Raw genomic sequence first — 18,517 nt, 5'->3', positions numbered from 1 at the left:
CACACTCAAAATAATAAGAGTGGTAGAAAAAAGGGGAAATGAAATATGAGTTATGCAATTGTAGAAAGAGAAAAAGGCACTGAAACCATTATTGATAGTGTATGTGAACGTACTAGTTATTATGAAACAGTTGAAGATTATCTTAAAGGTATGCTACAAGATTTTATCAGAGTAAATACATTTGAAGAGCTTTGTTATTTCAATATCTTTGATGAGTTCGCTGAATATAAATCATTAATTGATATGAAATACAGTGAAAATGTTAATTTTGAAATCTATAAATCAGAATTTGAACGTATTGTAAATAAGTATAACGACCATATAGATATTGAGTTATTAAAAATTTAGACAGTTTATGCTCTAGGTATCTAGAGCATAGACTTTAAAAAAGGGGTTATGAGAAATGAATGTAAATTATGCATATGATTATTTAGCAGAGTATTTATTAGATGTACTTTCAGATAAAGAAGATATGGATTGGTCTTATGTAGAGAGCGAATTACCACTAAATAAGGTGGAAACAGAACATTTGCTACATGCATTAAAGAATAGAACAGGGATAAAACTTTACTTTACAGAAATACATTTAAAATATATGTCGACTTTAGAAAAACTATGTAACAGTGCTGATAAAGGACGAATTGACGAAGATTATTTTTTAGAAACTAGACTAAAAGCAATTGAAGATTTATTTAAAGCACTGACGTTAGATTTACGTATATTTTAAATTAAAAAAACTCCGATTTATCCTTTTGGATAAATCAGAGTTTTAATCTATTTAAGGTTGTGCAAGATTTATTTTCAATAAAATCTTGCACTCTTATTTTATAAGTGCATGGTAGAAATGCTGATGCATTCTTTTATCCGTTCGTTATCACTCACTCTTATTTTTCGTGTTCCGATTGATATTTTATTTACTTACGCATACTAGCATCTTTCCACTTTACTATTACAAGGTCAAGCACTCACGTGTGCTGCAGGTAAACCTGCTGCAACCTTGTAATATCGTTTCAAGATGCTTTTCGTATGCTGTAAATAAAATATCATCTACACACTCAAAATAATAAGAGTGGTAGAAAATATATCCCCGATTGAGTATAAATTATATTTTATACATTATAAATTATAACATAAAGAATATTTAATTTACAAATATTTTATAATTTACTATAATGAGCACACGCATTTCTTTTATATTGGTTGTTTTAAGGAATCGGCAATCAATATGCACATTTCGTGCTTAGCAATTTTAGTGCATTTTAGTTGCTAAAAAAGAAATGCTCCATAGCAAGTGCTACGGAGCATTAGAAAATTTAATATTTAGCAACAATCGTTTTAGTCTTAATTTTATTTCTATCATAGGAATGGGGATCCTAAGAAATAAAAAACCCAAGATTAATCTGATTGAAGCCACTAACAGACTAGACGTTTAAAAATTAGATTGATTTAAACGTTTTTAGGTTACAAAATCTATGATTAAAATATATCATAATATGTAATTTAAAGCAACGTCAACACACTAGAATTGTATCGTTTTAGGGATAATTATATCCTTTTTTAAGTGAAACGACACTTTATATAGATTGTTTTAGATCAGTTGTACTCTCAAGCGTTTAGTCCATAGGTGGCTAAACGCTATTTTTGTATCAAAAATGAGGAGAGGTGCAACTATCATGAGTGTAAATCTATATAATTTATATAATGTGTTATTTAAAAAAGGCATATCAGACAATAGAGATCAGTTATTAGAAAAAAATAGTTACGGTAAAATCGCCTGTGCATCATCAAAAGAAGCAATGATTAAAAACCGTGGATTTACAGTTGGCTCAATCGAAACATTAATGAGTAATAAGCAACTGACACACTTCACGCCAAACGTTTTTAACTATTTATCACGTAAAAACGGAGTAGTTAGTGGTCATAGCGAAGAAAACTTAAAACAAATCAATACCTTTGTGATTGATTTTGATAATCCAAAAGCAACTGCACAAGATATTATGAATGTAGCGTTAGATATTAATATTTTACCTACATTCCTAGTGAAAACAGATAAAGGGTATCATGCTTACTTTGTGTTAGAAAAACCAGTTTTTGTATCTAAAAAAACGGATTATAAGAGCTTACAGATCGCAAAAAAAATCTCACAAAATCTAAGACAAGCCTTTTCTAAAAAAATTAAAGGTGTTGACCTTATCTGTAATCACTTTGGTTATTTCCGTTTCCCGAATAAAAATAATATTGAGTATTTAAATCTTGAAGAAACACATAATTTTAAAGTATTAATGAATTGGTCTATGAAATATACAGATGATGTGATCGCTAACTTTAAATTAGTCGTAGATAATACGATTCATTCAAGTAAACAACAAATTAAAGAGGCTTGGTATAGAGAGTTAATTACACAAGCACAAATATATGCAGGACATGGTTATGGGCGTAATAACACTGTATTTACGCTTTCTTTAGCGAACTATCAATCAGGTATCTCTTATGAAGATTGCTTAAATAAAATGGATGAGTTTAATACTTATTTAGAATACCCGTTACACGTCAACGATGTAAATCGTGCTGTAAAGAGTGCGTATTCAGGGAAATATTATGGGGCTAATAAGTACTATATTGATCACTTAATGGAAACGTGGACAAATAAATCATATAAATCAACAGCGTTTAATCCAAGATATAAGCACAAGAAAGCTCGTCATGAACGTGTTTATAGTAAGCAAGAAGAACGTGAGCAAGATATTTTAGCATTCATTAATGATAATGCACAGCAGGGTGTCGTTGAAATTTCTCTATCACAACTTGCGAATGTATTTAACGTATCAAAAGCAACAATTATTAAAGTAATTAACGCTTCTAACCAGATTTTTACAAAAGTAATTGGTAAGGGGAGATATGCAGTAACTAAAATTTATTCACTCATATCTCTAGTTCAACATGTCAAAAATAAATCGACAGGATCATTATTTAACCATCTAGAAATGGAAAATATTTATCAGTATGTAGAAGAAGAACAGGATAAAAAACGCTTAGAATCCATCGTAAATATGTTTAGAAACGAAAGAAATAAACGTCATATCGAACAACGAGAATTGTTGCTATAAAACATCTATAACCATTGTCACTAAAGCATTTTCGATACTTTTAGTTTTAACGGTCAACTTTGCCATACATATATATATATATATATAGTGTGAGCAGTTGAAGAATAATATAAATATAAAGATATTATAGGGGTGATTTAGTATGATTAAGGTAATAGTATTTCTTCTTAATGTATTAAAGATTTTATTGGTAGTACCTATGGTAATATTAGGATTAACATTAGATAAGCTTGGTTTTAAGAGTAATTTTTTAACATGGACAATTGTTGTTATAACTTATCCAATATTGTTAGCAGTTGAATTGGTAATTTCATATTATTTATTTGCCTTGGGATTATATGCTGTAGTGATGGTGTTTTACTTGTTCGTACAGTATGTTGTAACTCCTATTGCAATTGTATTGATGATTCCAGTGATATTAGTATTAGGTTTTTTCTATGTAATGTTACTCTTATTGCTCGGTGAATTTGCGAAGTAGATGTATGATCAAATGTTAAAAGAATAGAAAGTAGGGATGGATATGAAAAAAATAGTAATTGCTTTAATGTTAGTTATGTGTGTGATTGTATTAGCAGGGTGTGGGAATAATCCTAAAAGTATGTTTGAGGATAAAACTTATTTTGCTGAGCCAACAGATGGTGATTCTACGTTTTTACTAGAGTTTCAGAAAGATGGTTATGTTAAATTAATATATCCACAATTAAATAATGCTAGTGAGATTGGAACTTATAGTATTAGTGAGGAAAAGTATGATGATAAATATCATATTCGTCTTAATATTGATGAGTTAGGTCATGATGATTATCTTTTTGATGATAAAGAAATGATGTTTTTAGGTGTTAATAGCGATACATTGAAATATGACCCTGATTCTTATTTCTCTAAAGATTATGATTTCAAGATAAAAGAATATAATAACTAAGTGATTATTGATAATTTTTTTTAAAACGTTATAATGAACATAGAACATATGTTCGCTTTTACGAACAAAAAAATAAGTGTAAAATAACTTTGACTTTTTATTTAAGTTATGCGTATACTATTATTAACAAATAACATATGTTCGAATTTTGAGGTTGGTACTTACTTTGTACCAGAAAAAAGGGGGCACCTGAATGTTGAGTAAAGATCAGCATTCAGGCATGTCACCACAAAATGCTACCAACATTTAGTGGTCAAGCCCCCCTCAATAGTTGAACGTGTAATCATCCTACACGTTCACAATTCATTCTATCATAAATATGCATAGTTTCCTATAAGTTATGTGTATATTATGTGTACCGTATTTTGCATTTTATACGGGCAGGTACTAAGCGTTAGTACCCTATAGAGAGTTGTAGCGACTATTTGAGGGGCTTGTCACACTAAGGTGTGGTGAGCCCCCTTTTTTATGGTATAAACACTAGTACTAACGCTATAACTTAACGATTCCTTTCCCCAATTGAACTTAAGTTGTAACTCAATAATTTGAATATCTAGGAGGAATTAAAATGCACAAGAAAATTAATCGAAACACTCATCGTATTTTTTATCACTATTCCGATACTGTAAGCGTAGATCAGATTGAAAAGAAAGGTCATTTTATTCATACCTTTAGTGGTGAGAGCTATATTAATTTAGGTAATGGATATGCGATTCGAAAGTTAAAAGTCTTTTCAACGCATTTAGAATACGATACGCCTCTAAGTGATGTTGTTGTCCCCATTGCTAAAATTTACGACAATATTCGTTTTGTTAATAATTTTGACGGTAGACGTCTATATGGTCGAAAACATAAGTTAGAACCGTTAGTAACCATTTCTGTTTTAAGAAAAGATAAGCAAAGTCAACTCGCAAAATAAAAATTAAATTTTAGTAAAAAATCATACGTTCTTACATGCAAATGATAATTTGCATACATGTACATTGAAATTTGAATATAGTTATGTGTGGTATCCCTGCGACCGTTCTTGGATATTAGTAGATTAAGTTCTATCATGCGAAAGCCAAAGTTAGCTAGGAACAACGGATGGTCATTAAACATTTATTTTTCGTATTTTAAAATACAGTTGTCAGTCAACTAAAAACTGTCTTTTGCTGGTACACTAGATTGCCATTATCCCTATATTAATAGGACGAAGCGATCAAGCGTAGTGCGATGATATGAGCCTACTGGTGTATTTAGGGTTAATGCGTTCAAAGCCTAAAACGTAGATCTGACCTATCATTTATTTTTATTATGTTTTGTTTAATCTTTATTATTAATTTGTATGAGAATATATTGATTTCTTTTTTAAAAACACACAACCAGTATGTCTATTTTGAAGTAATTCTTTTGTAATTTCACTTTTAATCATTTGTATGTAAGAGCGTATGATTAAATGGAGTGTTAAAAAATGATTATTAATATCGACAAGTATTTCATTAAAGAATTAAATAATAATGGAATTGATATTACTCAAAAAGAATTGATTGAAATATACCGTACAAGCCGTAAACGTTGGGATTTTATCGAACGTTTAAAGAAAGAGAATATATCAGAAGAAGAAGCAATCAAAAAATATGATCTCTATGCTTTAAGACAGGACTAATAAAATCTAACTTTGGTGATATAAGATATATTTTATAACTTATAAAATATAATATATAACCGTCTATTTCTAAAATAGGCGGTTTTTTTATTTTAAGGAGGTGATGGAAATGTTAAATAAGTACAAAAACAGCACACTGTTTATCTTAATTGCAACAGTAATGATGATAATTCTAAGTAGTCCTGTAAGAGCAGACACGCATAATTATTATTGGTACTACGTTGAGTGGGGAGATACTTTAAGTGAATTATCAGAAACATACTATCAAGACATAGAAACAGTCGCAGAAATAAACAATATTGAAAATATCGACTTAATCTATGCTGATAGTTATTTAAAGTTTATTAATAATTTACGTGAAGTGCCACAGGAAACAGAAAGCAAAGATGAAAAAAACGACAAATCAAAAGACACAGTTAAAGAAAACAAACAAAAAAAAGAAAAACAAATTGAACGTGTAAGAAATATGGTTAAGATAAGTCCTTACTATATTTCTTCATTAGGAGGAAATTAATTGAAAAAGAACATGAACTATCAAGAAACTAAACAACGTTTCTCTTTGAGAAAGAAAGGTAGAAATGCAACGAGCGTGTTATTAGGATTAACTATCTTATCAACAGCATTTTTACCAACAGTCGCAGAAGCTAAACCAATTCACGATCATGAATTAACGGAAATTCCATCTGAACAAAGTGTTGCACCTTCAAAATATGCAGTCATTGCAGGTTTTAGTGATAAAACAGAATTTACGCAACAAGGAGATGGATGGTTTTCAAAGAAAAATGCAGTTGGTAATGATTATCATACACAGGTAGAACCAGATGATAATAAAAAAGGGAATATTTCTGTTACTTATACAAATATTGGTAATTACAAAGGTAAAAATTTAGATTTAAAAATTACTGTAAAAGATTGGAAAAAGACAGGTTTTAAAGGTGGAGAGTACTTTTCTTTCGCAGATAACCATATTGGATTCCATCAAGCTGGTTATGACTATGTCGATTTAAGTTTTGAATATGTTTATACAGACACTGGTAAACCAGCAACAGATTTAACTGGTTCTTACATGACGGTCACTGATATTGATGCATTACAAGGGATGGGCTTTAGTGAAGAACAGATGAAAAACATTGGAAAAGTTTATGCTCCGGCTGAATCTGAAGTTGATGTTACTAATAAAGATGACGGTTATACGTATTTCCAAGATGTTAAAAACCAAACGCTTGAAACAAATGACCCAAAAGGACATTTCACGATTTTAGTTGATGGTCATACACTTGATTTTAAATGGTCAAAAGATTGGTCTGAATATAGTAAAGATAAAGTCATTGATTGGGAAGCAGGAGAAAAAGAACAATACTTCGGTTATACTGCTGAAAAACCAGTACGTACAGAGGTGCTTGATCCAGCAAAACTTGTAACAGATAGTGATGAAGTAGATGTATTAGAAAACCATTTAAAAGTTATGTATGAACGTTATGAATATGACATTTCTCATACTGTTCCAGCTGAATATCCAGAGTTTTTCTATAAAGAATATGTAATGGAAGATGTTTTAAATGATGTGTTACAAACAGGCGAAGTTACAGTATTTAATGAAGATGATGAAGATGTAACTCATTTATTTGAAGATTTATCAGAGGGTAACCACATTAAATTTAAAGCGAAAGATGAGGTCTTATCTGATCAATCATTTTACGGTCATACGTACCGTTTTAATGTAAAAACTAACATTAAATCAGATGCAGATTTATCAAGTGTAACAACCGAAGATGGAAATATTCAAATACCTAATAAGGCAACAATTATTAAAGACGGTAAGGAACAAAAAGATACAGAAACAACAATCACACACGTTCCAACCCCAGTTGATTCTTCAGTAAATAAAACAATTATTGATAAAGACGGTAACGATGTTGAAACAAACGAGGTAAACGTTGGTGACGAGTTCCAGTACAGAGTAACAGCAACATTCCCGAATAAACAGCACGCAGAAAAGCTAGGTGTGTTCGATGATGTGCCAGACGCACTTTCTGTTAATTCAGTTGTTGTGTTAGACAAATCAGGTAATGATATTACTGATCAAGGTACATTAGAAATTAATAATGACAATGAGAGCTTTAGATGGACGGCAAACGATCCTAAAGCCTTTGCAGGTGAAACAATTCAAGTTATTCCAACAGTATCAGTTAAAGATACAGTAAGTTTCGCTGAATTTGAGGAAGATGGTAAATTTGTTTTCAAAAATACAGCACAACTCTTTGTAGATGATGAAACGATTGATTCACCAGAAGTTACAACAACACTAGAAAAAGTGAATCCAGAAATTAATAAAGGCATTGTTACAGAAGATGGCTTAGTAGAAGAAAATGAAGTATCAATTGACGACACATTTGAGTATCAAATTGATACAACATACGGAAACGAAACAGTACCAAGTATTTTAGGACTACAAGATGACGTACCAGACGGCTTTAACCTTGATTCAGTCGTTGTATTTGATGCAGATGGTAACGACGTTACAGAACAAGGTACGTTAGAAATTGACGAAGAAAAAGAATCGTTTAAATGGACAGCAAATGATCCAAAACATTTTGTAGGTAAATCATTAAAAACAACAGTTCAAATTACTGTAAAAAATGATTTTGATTTTACAGAGTTCTTAAATGAAGATGAATTTGTTTTTGAAAACACAGCCCAAATGATTACGAGTGATTCAGAAGGTAATGAAAAACATGATGATTCAAACCTTGTAGTTTCTAAAATGAAAAAGGTAGAAAATAAAATCGTGAAGACTATCATCGATAAAGATGGCAATGAAGTAGAAGAAAATGAAATTAAGCATGGAGAAACATACACTTATAAAGTTTCACAAACAATCTCAAACGAGAAAAACATTGATTCAGTTTCTTTCTATGACGATCTTGAAGATGCGTTAGAAGTTCTTAACGCAACTGTTTATATTGATGAAAAATCTGAAACAGAAAAAGTGTCAGAGAATGATTCTAAATCCGAAACTACAGAAGATGAAAATGAACAATCTGAAGAAGCTGATGTAGAAAGCGAAGAAAATACTGAACCGGAAGTGTCAGAGGAATCTAACAACGAAGATTCTTCTATTGATAATGAAAGTTCAGAAGAAGAAGTACAAGAGGATACGGATGTAGAATCTACAGAGGATAATCTAGAAAACACACAGGAATCATCTATCGATAAAGCAAATGTAGTCGTTGATCGAGATAAATCAGTTGTATCTTGGAATTTAGATGAAGAATCAAATGATTTAAAAGGTAAAACTGTAGTAACAGAAATTGAGGTTAAACTACCAGAAGATGCAAAGTTAGATGAATCATTAGTTGATGGTGACAACTATGTAATTCCTAACGTTGCTAAAGGTACTGTCAATGAGGATGAACTTGAATCTAATGAAGTTCGTACTTTAGTAAAGAAAGAAGTGTTACCAGAAGTAACACCACCTGTTGAAGAACCTAAAAAACCAGAAAATCCACCGAAAGATTCTTCTAAAGTAAAAACGCCACCTAAAAAAGAGGGTTGGTTACCTCATACAGGTACAGAGGTAAATTACCTCATTGTATTAGTTGGAGCGTTGCTTGCAGGATTAGGTGGCTGGAGATTATATCGTATTAGAAAAGAAAATTAATAAGGAGTGGTATTTTGAATTTAAAAAAGAAAGACATTGATTCTATTGTTCAAAGCGTAGGTTTGAATCCAAAAGAATGGAGAGAAGACGTGCTAAGTCATGCACGTCTTTCTATTATGGATAAGCAAGGCGAAATTTATAAAGAATTTGAACAGAATGTAATAGAAAAAGAAGCTTTAAAGTTATTGATTGATCAAACAAGAAAAACTAATAGTAAAGCAATACCAGGAGAAAAAGCTTCACCATCAAAAAACACTAAAGCATTAGGGGAAATGAAAAAGGAGAGATTATAAATGGATAATTTTATTAACTCAGTGTCAAACTTAACTTCAACATTACAAACGGCAGGTATCGTAGTTGCAGCACTTATGATTCTAGTTGCTGGTTACTTGTTCATGTTCGGTGGAGATGAAGGACCGAGAAAAGCAAAGAAAATTTTAATTTACGTCATTGTCGGTATGGCATGTATTTTAGGTGCAAATGCTTTAGCACAATACGTTGCAGATCAAATGGCATTTTAGAAATATAAAAGGGCTGTAGAAACAGCCCTTTTTATTAATATTAAGGAGGATATTATGGTACAAGAAGAAAAATTAGCACCACTTAAAGTGAAATTTACTTATTTACCAAATTCAAAGCGATTTAAAGAACTGTATAATATTCTATCAAAAAAAGATGGATTAAATTTATCTGTTAAAACAGGATTAATTTACCCTATGATTGATGCAGATAAAATCATTAAAGAGTTACACCAATTTGTGAATGCACCTGAGTTTAAACCAACAGATAAAGAGCGTTTAATTATTAGCTTCGTACTTGTTTCAAATGAAAAGAATTTAGCATTTGAAGTCAGTAGATATTCTTTAAAGAATAATAAACAAACTGTTAAAGATATTGTATATGAACAACTTGATACAACATATGTAGATCCTGAAGAATTTGATAGTGGTAAATCTGACTTTCAAGAGGAAGCAAAAATTTTAAAACAACGCATTGAAGAGTCGTATGAAATACAAAGTAATCAATTGTCAGAAAACGTTTCTGTAACAAATAAAAAACCGAGTATGTTTAATAAACTTTTTAATAAGAAAAAAACCGAACAAAAAGAATTATCAGCAATCAATTCAGAGGAATCTAATAAAAAATTAGAGAATGAAAAGATAAACGAAAAAAATATTAAAGAACATAAACCAGTCATTGAAAATAAAGTTGTAGAAAAAGAAGAAAAACCTACAAAAGAATTGAAACAATCAGATAAGGAAGTGAATATTGAAACAGAAAGAAAAGTCACAGAAAATAAAAATAAGGTTAATCCAAATTCAAATAAAGTAGAAGATACCATTAATGAAAATCACATGATTGAGGATAAAAAGAAAAAAATTAAAGATGAACCAGCTAAAAAAGTGACTAGTACTAGAAAAGAACAACCAAAAAACGTTCAAAAAGTTATTATACCTAAACTTTCTTATGAATCACCTGAAATTTCTCTATTAACTGGAGATTATGTTAGTAAAGCAGTACAAGAATATCTTAATGAAGCTGAATATGCTCGTGTTTTAAAGAAAAATAAAAAGATTGAAGACTATAACAACGAACTTAATGCATATTATCTAGATTTACAGAAAGAATTAGAAGAAAAACTAGAAAAGTATGCGAAAGATAAAAAACCTACGGAGCAAGATATAAAAGAATTTAAAGAAAGGGAAATCGCAAGAGTACAGAGTTCATTAACAAGCTTTGAAAATGACATTAAAAGTAATAATGCTGAAATCCTTTCCATGAAACGTGAACAATTTGGAAATGATTTAAAAGTATTAAAAGAAAAAAATCAAGAAAGGATTGAACATTTAAAAAGAGAAATAGAGTTAGAAGAGAAGTCTTTTGAAAATAAAGAAAACACAATCTTAGAATCACTAGAGAAAGAACATGAAAAACAATTAAGTGAACAGCTATCTCGATATAAGGAAGAACTTAAAGCATCTTCTCGTGAAAAACTTAAATTAAATCATCAAGAGAAACTAGATAAATATTATATGAATCGTGATTCATATAGAAGTGCATTAACACAAAACATGATTGAATCATTAAAAAAGAAATATGATTTATATCAAACAGAATTAAGTGCACTCACTCATGATTCATACTTAAGCCAAATAAAAGATGATATTCAAAAAATAAAGTCTAATGCAGAAGCTCATCAAGAAAAAATTGAAAAAGAAAGAACTAGACAAGCAATTGAGAATACACACTTTAAGGAACTCGAGCTTAAAGATATAGATGTTCGCAAATTAAGAGAAGAAAAAGAACATAATATATCAGAACGTAAAAGAATTGAAGCAGAAAATCGTGAACGTGAACTTAAAATTAAAGAAAAACAACAAGAAGATGATCACCTTGCACGTATGAAAGAATTAGAATTAAAGTATATGAAACCAAAAAAAGAAGACACGGAAGAACCTAAATTCAATCGTTTTCTGATAGGTGTTTTAAGTACAGTACTTGGTTTATTGTTACTAATTCTAGTTGGTGCATACTTAATGTTAAATCCAGAGAATGATGAAAGTTATCAATCTTTACTTGATAATCAAGATTATTCTGGTATTTCACAAAAATATCCAGATAAGTTGGATCAACTTAGTGAAACATTGTATCAGGAAAATAATAATTATGGATTAGAAACATTAGTAAATGAATCAAACAATGAGTTCGCTCTTTTTAGGTATCATTTATTAAACAATAATAAAAAAGAAATTATTGAAACTTATGAAAAAATGTCCGAAAAAGATTCTATTAAGAATAACGAACTATTACAAGTCGCACACGCCTATATGGATAACACCCAATTTGAAAAAGCACAGGAATTAAACGAAAATTTAAATGATAGAGAACTTAATAAGCAACTAGCAGAAATTGAATATTATCTTCAAGTTAAAGCAGAGTTAGAAAACGTCATTAACAGCAGTAAGGATAAAGATAATATTAAAAAAGCTGAACAAGAGCTTAAACAAGTAAAAATCATTTTAGGAGAAAAATAATATAACTTATATTATATATGATGTAAGTTATACATTATAAAATATAATATATAAGGAGTTTAATATGAATACACAACATAAAGCAGTAGTCACGGGAATTGTTCAACTACCAATAGAATTTAACAAAACAAGTCAAGGGAACGTTTATTCAAACGTAATCATCATTGATAATAAAGGAAAAGAAATACCAATATTTTTTGATGGACAATTAGCAAACGAATTAAAGAAATTGTATCAACCTGAAAAAGAAATCAATATCACGGTGAATATAGATACAAGAAGACAACGGGAGAAAAATGAGGGGCAGAAGAAAGAAAAATATAATGTAGTTCTTCAAGCTACAGAATTTGAATTAAAGGTTACACATTAAAAATAAGGTGGTGATTGTGTGCCTGAAAACGTGAAAGAAAAATTAGAAGTCATTGAGAAAAAAATACAAGATGGTAAAGAAGTTATTCATACGGAAAAAGAACCTTATGATCCTAAAAATATTTTAGGGATTCCATGGGTTCTTTTTTTAGTAGGTATGAGTTTATTGACGGTGCATATTTATATTATCAATTATGTGATTAAAATAATTACAACATTTACTGGTTTTATGAGTGTACAGTTAAAAGATTTAAAAAGCTTTGATTTTCAAGAACTAAACGAAACGATGTTAAGTACTATTTTAGATTTCAAAAGTCCATTCCTACCAATTGTTTTTATTGATAGTCAACCCACTTGGGCAAAGTGGGTTTTTTCTCTGCTACTCATAGTAGGTATTGTGATGATTGGTTATCGATTATATCGCTTATATGATCGTTATAAACGTATTTCTTACAATCAAAAAGGAGATGCTCGTTGGACAACAATTAAAGAATTGGAAAACACCTATAAGAAAGTACCAACGAAGACGTTCATATATGAGGGACAATCGGGCTTTCCAATTGCACATAATTACGGCTATTTTATAGATGAAGATACGTTTAACACTTTAATAATTGGTACTTCACGTAGTGGTAAAGGTGTAACAAGCGTTATTCCTTCCATTGACATTGATTCAAGAGCAGAAATTAAACCATCCATCATTGTTGCAGATCCGAAAGGTGAACTGGCAGGAGCGAGTTATGAAACATTAAGAAGACGTGGTTATGATGTAGAAATATTAAACATTTCAAATCCTAATGATGGAATGAGTTATAATCCTCTCAATTTAATTGCAAAATATTATGAACGTGGAGATATGGATAATGCAACGAAATATACTAAATCATTAACTCACACACTATTCCATGATCCAAAAGTTCAAGATAAAACATGGATTAACTTTGCATCAGGTATGACACAAGCATTGATATTAGCAGTTGTAGATTATTGCATTAAAACAAATCAGAAAGAAAAAATAACTTTTAGAAATGTTTATAATATGCTAATTGCTTATGGAACAAATGAAATAAATCCCGATAATCCAACAGAGGAAACAAATAAGCTAGACCAATATATGCGTATGTTAAAGTCTGAAAATCCAGAGCATCCAGCTGTTATTGCATATGGAACGGTTGAATTTGCCGAAGGTAAAACACGTTCATCCATTTTTACAACCGTCGCAGGTAAGCTAGATGACATTAACAAGGATGCTATCGCTAAAATGATGAGCCGTCATTCTGTAGATTTTAAAAGACCAGGCTTTAATAAAAGTATGCGTGTTCAGTTTTCAAAAGAGTTTTCTTCAATGCGTGGCGTTTTAAATGTTAAAGGTGATGAATATCCGTTTACTTTAGATTCAACAGGTGCAGTAGAAATAAACTTTAATACAAAATTAGATATTCATGATGAAATTTATTTTAAGTTTCAAGATAATAATGAGATTTTTATTGAAACAACTAGAAAAATAAAATCTAACGGACTAATTTATGAACGTGATCCTTATACAAATGATTATGTTTATGATGATAAAGTTGAATTGTTTTATGAATCTGATGCTATTCAAGATATTGAAATGACATATTCTGAAAAGCCGATTGCCATATTTATGGTTGTACCAGATTATGATTCTTCCGAACACTTTATCGCTAGTGTTTTTATCTCTCAAATGTATTCAGAACTAGCAAGAGAATGTGAAAAGGTTGAGGGGCGTTCTTGCTTTACACGTGTTAAATTCCGTTTAGATGAATTTGGTAACTTTCCAACAATTCAAGATATGTCAGAAAACCTTACTGTTTCTTTAGGGAGAAACATTCTATGGGAATTATACGTGCAGGAGCTAGACCAAATTAAGTCTAAATATAGTGAATCAGAAACAAATACGATTATTAGTAACTGTCAAAACAAAGTCTATATCAAATCCACAACGATGAATACAGCAGAAACGATGTCTAAATTAGCAGGTACAAAAACTGTCATTAGTAAAAACTTGTCATCTGATCGTTACGCAACACGAGTAAATGAATCAAGGTCGTTAGAAGCAGAACCTTTAATTCGACCAGATGAATTATTAAATTTTGTGATGGGTGAAACTATGGTCATAAGAAGTTTAAAGAGTAGGGATAAATCACGAAAAGATATACGACCTTTTCCAATACTAAATACAGGAAAAACACAAATGCCAAGAGCATATGAAACGGTTATAGATGATTTTGATACCAGCAAATCTTTAAGTCGATTTAATATTCCATCACAGCATAGAAATTTAATTTTAAGGGAAAATTCTATAGATTTTACTGAAATGTTTAAATCTAAAGGTGGAAAAATAAAAAAATCTTATTTATCTTCTGATAATAACTTTAGTACAGCTCAAATTAGAAAAGTTTCAGAGTTAATCACTCAATATTATGAAGTTGAAGAAAATAATATTATTCATAAAGAAATCATGGATAGTCCAAATAAAGATACGTTTTATGAAACTTTAGAGAAAAATTGTCCACCAAATATTCATCATCAACTAGATGATTTAAAAATAGAAATTAGAGATGTGTTAGAAAAAGATAGTGAAGATATAGTTCAAAAATCTGTACAGCAACCTATAAAGAAACGTTTTACAGATAGAGAACGCCTAGAGTATAACTATCAAGATCAGGTGTTCAAGATAAAAGACGTATTACAAGAAGATACATTTAATCAGTTATTCCATATATTTAATGCAAAAGTTGGAACACGAAATATAGATGAAGAAATGCTGGAACAATTATTTATAAAAGGTATAAATATTAGTAACTTATACGAGTTTTTAAATGAAATTAACGACGATGAATTAAAAAATAGATATGTAGGTGCATTAGTTCAAACGACAAGGAAGTGATAATTTTGGATGCACAAGAAATATTAGAACGGTTAAGTGATTATTTCTCCATGTCAAATCCTATTAACGATATGCTTAGGTGGATAGGTTTTGGATTGATAAAATTACTTTTCTCGATAATTAGTTTTTTAGAAAAAGCAGTCGAACAAACTTATACATTAGGAGGTTTAATTGAAAGTAGTAAAATCGACACGTTATTTAGTAACGTCATGCCAATTGCATGGGCGTTATTAACAATTGCGATACTCATTTATGGTTATCAGATTTTAACAGGTAACCAACTGTTTAAAAAGGAAATCATCACAAATCTGTTACTTGCGATTGGTATTTTTGCGATTCTACCATGGTTACTAATTCAATTAAACAGCATGACTAATGATGTTTTTCAGTACGCTCAAAATCAATCGAGCGATGAAAATCAATCTACAAATCAATTAGCGACACAACTATTAAAAACCAATATTAATGACATATTATGGATTGCAAAAAACAATTATCAAGTTTCTGAAGATGGTATCAACAACAACATTTCAGAAGAAAACTTAAAGTTGCTCTCTATCAACGAAAAAATTAATACTAGTGAAAAAGAAGTTGATGGTAAAGGAAAAAAAGAGCGTATGAAAGAACTTGGATTAGATGACAATGATGTAACAGTTTTCGATAAATATATTGCAGTGGATTGGCAGTTCAATAAGTCATTGCAAGATGTTCCACGTATGGACATTAAATTTATCGGTAACTTTGAATTATTTAGTCAATTCTACTACCGATACACATTTAATCCATGGGCTTTAATGGCACAATTTATAGCGATTAGTTTAGCGTTAGTTGCGACATCATTTAAAGTCGTTCGCTTATTTATGGAAATAACGTTTAGTAAAATTATAGCACCTTTTATTGCAACAACAGACCTTTCAACAGGACAGCGTATGAAAGCATTAATAAAGGATATTTTAATTAACTACAGTGCATTAGCATTGATTCCTTTCGTTATGCAAATCTACATTATCGGTGTCGGATGGCTAACAGTACAAGACTTTAACTGGGTTGTCACATCTATCATCATCTTTGCGATGAGTTATTTCCTAATCGATGGTCCAGAGATTGCAAAACGTATTTTAGGCATCGATTTAGGATTACAAGATGGCTGGCGTGTAATGATGGGTGCAATGGCAATGGGTACAGCAGGTGCAAAAGGAGTTGGACTTGCTACACAAGGTGCAAGTAATGTAGCAGACAAAATTGCTAATAACGAACGTCTTCAAGGTATTAAGAAAGGAACAAGTAATTTAGCATCAGCAACGATGAAAGATACAATGAATGATGCGAAAAATGCGATTGGATCAGGTGTCGGTAAATTCTCTGAGTCTGAACTTGGACAAAATCTGTATAGCTTTGGTAAAAAAGCAGGTAGACGTTATGGCGAAATGGCAGATGCATTGAAAGATTCAACTGTCGGTCAAACAGCACAAGGTATTAAAGATAGCGTTAAGACTATCGGAGATGTTTATAGTGGTGAAACAGATACATTTAAATCACCGAATAACTCAACCAATTTACAAGCATCACCACAAAATTTAGCAAATACTTTAGCTAATGTAAATTCATCTCTTCAACCAGATAGTACAGGAGCTACTAATCCAATGGATGCTGTACGTAACGTATCAGAACTTGTAAACACACAACCAACAAGTGATAATGACCGTCAACAACTCATATCTGCTATGTTACAAGGAGCTACAACTGGCGAAGCCCAACAGCGTATTAATGGATTATTAAGCAATATCAATGATCCAGAATCTAAACAACAAATGATTAGCTCTCTGCTCAATAGTAGTAGTGTAGGGTTGGAAGAAAAGAATCAGTTAGTTAGTGGTGTGATGAGTGGAGCAATTGAAGGTAATCCATCACAAATGGTACAAGATATTGTAACAGGAATGAATAATCAACCAGAGAAACAGCAACAGTTAATAGAAGCAATGGTTACAAACTCATCAATACCAAACGAATCAAAACAACAGCTTGTAGAAGCAGTCATGAGTAATAAAGATATGGGCGTTGAAGCTAAAACTCAACTCTTAAATACAATGACAAGTAACACGCCAAATACAGAATCTAAAACTCAAATGATTAATTCTATTGCAAATGGCGAGGCTGGTACAAAAACACAACAAGCCTTTGTTAATGAAGTGTTAAGTAGTGCAGATCGTGGAGCGAAAGCACAAATTAAAAATGTGGAAGAATTAATTAATTCTAATGCAAGTCCACAAGATACAGCTACTAAATTAGTAAATGCAATTTATAGCAATAACAACGATCCATCAATGCAAACACAGATGATAAATAAAGTAATGCAGGGGTCAGATAACATGGCATCTGGATTAAAAACACAATTTGTTAGTCAGGCAGTTACAGGAGAAGCATTAAATAGTAGTGCAAGAAGTCAATTAGTTAATACTATTTTTAATGGAAATAGTGAACAACCATTATCAAACAGTCAACAACGTGTGTTATCAGAAGTATTATCAAGTGGCTCAGGAGTATCACACAAAAATGCTTATCTAAATGAAATCTATAATAAAGCAGATCCTGTAGCAAAAAATCGTAGTGAATTTGTTAACATGATTCGAGGCAGTAATATCGAAATGGGTGTCAAAGAAGCCATTGTCAACCAAGCAGAGTTTAGTTATAGTACTAAAAACCAATCAATACTATCTAACCAAATCAATACTGTTATGAATACAAAAGGATTAGACGAGGGATTAAAAAATAATATTATTCATGAAATCTCAAATCCAAGCTCTGTTTATAAGGAACAAAGCTTTAAGGACATTGTAACAACTATAGATGACTTATAAATATTT

Annotated in this window: 15 protein-coding genes; all 15 read left to right on the top strand. The window is 30.7% G+C overall.

The genetic code is table 11. From position 1 onward, the window contains the following. The first annotated feature begins 45 nt into the window (after positions 1-45). The 15 genes from HMPREF3029_RS04675 to HMPREF3029_RS04605 all read left to right on the top strand — a co-directional run bounded on the left by HMPREF3029_RS04675 (position 46) and on the right by HMPREF3029_RS04605 (position 18,511). Positions 46-348: a hypothetical protein gene (locus HMPREF3029_RS04675; RefSeq protein WP_070710021.1), complete on the top strand. Its 303-nt coding sequence runs from the start codon at positions 46-48 to the stop codon at positions 346-348. A gap of 55 nt (positions 349-403) precedes the next feature. Next, a complete protein-coding gene (locus HMPREF3029_RS04670) occupies positions 404-727 on the top strand; it encodes a hypothetical protein (protein ID WP_070710020.1) in 324 nt (107 codons plus the stop codon). A gap of 946 nt (positions 728-1,673) precedes the next feature. Then, the gene (locus tag HMPREF3029_RS04665) at positions 1,674-3,107 is read left to right on the top strand and encodes a primase C-terminal domain-containing protein (RefSeq protein ID WP_070710019.1); all 1,434 of its coding nucleotides are present in this window, start codon (positions 1,674-1,676) and stop codon (positions 3,105-3,107) included. A 142-nt stretch (positions 3,108-3,249) separates the two neighbouring features. After that, entirely contained in the window at positions 3,250-3,585 is a 336-nt protein-coding gene (locus HMPREF3029_RS04660) for a hypothetical protein (protein ID WP_070710018.1), read from the top strand. 42 nt (positions 3,586-3,627) lie between these two features. Beyond that, positions 3,628-4,029 (top strand): hypothetical protein, encoded by a 402-nt coding sequence (locus HMPREF3029_RS04655; protein ID WP_070710017.1) that lies wholly within the window; start codon positions 3,628-3,630, stop codon positions 4,027-4,029. Positions 4,030-4,597: 568 nt separating this feature from the next. Beyond that, positions 4,598-4,948, top strand: a complete 351-nt coding sequence (locus tag HMPREF3029_RS04650; RefSeq protein ID WP_070710016.1) for a hypothetical protein — start codon at positions 4,598-4,600, stop codon at positions 4,946-4,948. 534 nt (positions 4,949-5,482) lie between these two features. Then, positions 5,483-5,677, top strand: coding sequence for a hypothetical protein (locus HMPREF3029_RS04645; RefSeq protein WP_040928772.1), 195 nt, complete (start codon positions 5,483-5,485; stop codon positions 5,675-5,677). 109 nt (positions 5,678-5,786) lie between these two features. Continuing rightward, positions 5,787-6,191 (top strand): LysM peptidoglycan-binding domain-containing protein, encoded by a 405-nt coding sequence (locus HMPREF3029_RS04640; RefSeq protein WP_070710015.1) that lies wholly within the window; start codon positions 5,787-5,789, stop codon positions 6,189-6,191. Then, positions 6,192-9,338, top strand: a complete 3,147-nt coding sequence (locus HMPREF3029_RS04635; RefSeq protein ID WP_070710014.1) for an isopeptide-forming domain-containing fimbrial protein — start codon at positions 6,192-6,194, stop codon at positions 9,336-9,338. A gap of 14 nt (positions 9,339-9,352) precedes the next feature. Beyond that, entirely contained in the window at positions 9,353-9,631 is a 279-nt protein-coding gene (locus HMPREF3029_RS04630; protein WP_070710013.1) for a hypothetical protein, read from the top strand. After that, a complete protein-coding gene (locus tag HMPREF3029_RS04625; protein ID WP_040928767.1) occupies positions 9,632-9,859 on the top strand; it encodes a TrbC/VirB2 family protein in 228 nt (75 codons plus the stop codon). Positions 9,860-9,913: 54 nt separating this feature from the next. Next, positions 9,914-12,373: a coiled-coil domain-containing protein gene (locus HMPREF3029_RS04620; RefSeq protein ID WP_070710012.1), complete on the top strand. Its 2,460-nt coding sequence runs from the start codon at positions 9,914-9,916 to the stop codon at positions 12,371-12,373. A gap of 64 nt (positions 12,374-12,437) precedes the next feature. Continuing rightward, a complete protein-coding gene (locus tag HMPREF3029_RS04615; protein ID WP_070710011.1) occupies positions 12,438-12,743 on the top strand; it encodes a hypothetical protein in 306 nt (101 codons plus the stop codon). 18 nt (positions 12,744-12,761) lie between these two features. Continuing rightward, positions 12,762-15,653, top strand: coding sequence for a VirD4-like conjugal transfer protein, CD1115 family (locus HMPREF3029_RS04610; protein ID WP_070710010.1), 2,892 nt, complete (start codon positions 12,762-12,764; stop codon positions 15,651-15,653). Then, positions 15,650-18,511 carry a pLS20_p028 family conjugation system transmembrane protein gene (locus HMPREF3029_RS04605; protein ID WP_371327369.1) on the top strand — a complete coding sequence of 954 codons (2,862 nt, stop codon included), beginning with the start codon at positions 15,650-15,652 and terminating at the stop codon, positions 18,509-18,511. Before HMPREF3029_RS04610 ends, HMPREF3029_RS04605 begins: the two co-directional genes overlap by 4 nt. Positions 18,512-18,517: the final 6 nt, after the last annotated feature.

Source organism: Nosocomiicoccus sp. HMSC059G07 (genome assembly GCF_001815515.1).
Taxonomy (GTDB): Bacteria; Bacillota; Bacilli; order Staphylococcales; family Salinicoccaceae; genus Nosocomiicoccus; species Nosocomiicoccus ampullae_A.
The sequence above is the reverse complement of the archived record's forward strand: the minus strand, read 5'-3'. Positions and strand labels throughout refer to the sequence as shown.